The organism is Paenibacillus sp. TAF43_2 (assembly GCF_052113545.1).
Classification (GTDB): Bacteria; Bacillota; Bacilli; order Paenibacillales; family Paenibacillaceae; genus Pristimantibacillus.
Genome location: NZ_JBFRDK010000363.1, coordinates 1 through 1,593 on the forward strand (window position 1 = coordinate 1; position 1,593 = coordinate 1,593).

Genomic DNA, 1,593 nt, shown 5'->3' on the forward strand with positions numbered 1-1,593 from the left:
GTCACCAAGATGATTCAAAAGCTTGATAAAGATAATTATTTGATCTATGAGAAGTATCGCGGGCTGGTCCTGACCAATAAAGGGAAAAAAATGGGCAAAAGGCTTGYTGATCGGCATCAATTGTTAGAGTCATTCCTAACGACGATTGGCGTACAAGACGAGAATATTTATCAGGATGTTGAAGGAATCGAGCATCATCTTAGCTGGGACTCTATAACCTGTATTGAAACTTTAGTTGAATATTTCCGAAGAGATTCTCAGCGTATGGACGAGCTTCGTGCCGTGCGTGCGGAAATGGACAGCGAGTAATACATATCGATACGAACGAGAAAGCAAAAAGGACCGAGGCAATGATGCCTCGGTCCTTTTGTTTGATTTAATGATATTTAGGTGTTTCGTCATCTTCCTTGCCGCCTTCAATGACACGAAACGGCACGGTCTTGGAGCGGTTCTTGTTCGTTCTCGTTTTGCTTGCAGGAGCACGTCTTTGTGTGACATGTACTCCTCCTTGCCGCGTATTGTAACCTCTTAAGAAAGAAGGCGGATATTTATATAGCAAGAAAATGCCGCCAAGCACCACAATGGGAATTAGAAAGGTTATTGGGCTTTGGATAACGCTGTAAACGAGACCGATCAACAGCAGCGCCAAAAACGATATGGACCAAACATTCCATTTGCTTGGTATTCTGCTCATTGTAATTCCGCCTTTCCTTTTTCAATCGAAATTATTTCATTTGTTTGTCTAGTTCAAGCATGCGCTTGAAGGAAGCAATGGATACCGCAACTTGCTCATCACGCGGTTCTTTGGTCGTTAGAAGCTGCAGCCATAGTCCTGGATATCCGAGGTAGCGCAGCACTGGAATTTCACGCAAAGCATTTGTCCAGCGAAGCACCTCGTAGGAGAGGCCAAGAACGAGTGGAAGCAGTAAGATACGGATGTAGACGCGTTCCCAAATGGTGTCCCAAGTAAAGAAAGGCAACGAGTAGACAACAACACCTACAATAACGGTGAACACGATAAAGCTTGAACCGCAGCGGTAGTGAAGGCGGCTGTACTTCTGTACATTTTGAACCGTAAGCTCTTCACCAGCTTCATAAGTACTAATTACTTTATGCTCAGCTCCATGATATTGGAACAACCGCTTAATTAACGGTGTCATGGAAATGAAATACAAATAAGAAAGCAGCAAAATAATTTTGATAAGTCCTTCTAGTAAGTTATGACCAATCTTATTTTCAAATACCCCTGAGAAAAGAAGTTCCTCAAGCGCTGCGGGTGCAGCAGTGAAAATAAGTTTGCCGAAAATAAAGGAAAGCACGCCAGCGACAGCTACGCCAACAATCATGCTAAGACTCCAGCCTTGCTTTTTTTCTTCCTTTACTGCAGCGGGTTGTTGATTGCTGTCTGTTTCTTTACCCTCACCGGCTTCATCCTCAGCGTAGGCTTCCATAGAGAAGTTCAAATGCTGGGAGCCTTTGGCGCTTGATTCAAGAATACCTACAACGCCTCGAACGAGAGGGATTTTTTTCAAAGCTTGAATCCAGTTCTTCGTTGTGCGTGGTACTTCATAAAATACTATTTCATCATTTTTG

3 protein-coding genes are annotated in these 1,593 nt (G+C 43.4%); 1 reads left to right on the top strand and 2 read right to left on the bottom strand.

Annotated elements, in window-relative coordinates:
- On the top strand, positions 1 to 309 hold a 309-nt coding region (mntR, locus tag AB4Z17_RS33385), incomplete at its 5' end, for a transcriptional regulator MntR (protein WP_441964744.1).
- Positions 310 to 376: 67 nt separating this feature from the next.
- Here mntR and AB4Z17_RS33390 read toward each other — a convergent pair.
- Positions 377 to 694, bottom strand: coding sequence for a hypothetical protein (locus AB4Z17_RS33390; RefSeq protein WP_076266937.1), 318 nt, complete (start codon positions 692 to 694; stop codon positions 377 to 379).
- 31 nt (positions 695 to 725) lie between these two features.
- Positions 726 to 1,593 (bottom strand): DUF1385 domain-containing protein (locus AB4Z17_RS33395; RefSeq protein WP_441964746.1); only part of this gene is annotated, 868 nt, incomplete at its 5' end.

What these genes read in the sequence shown, in the direction of transcription:
- AB4Z17_RS33390 (WP_076266937.1), bottom strand. Translation starts at nt 694, where the DNA reads ATGAGCAGAATACCAAGCAAATGGAATGTTTGGTCCATATCGTTTTTG.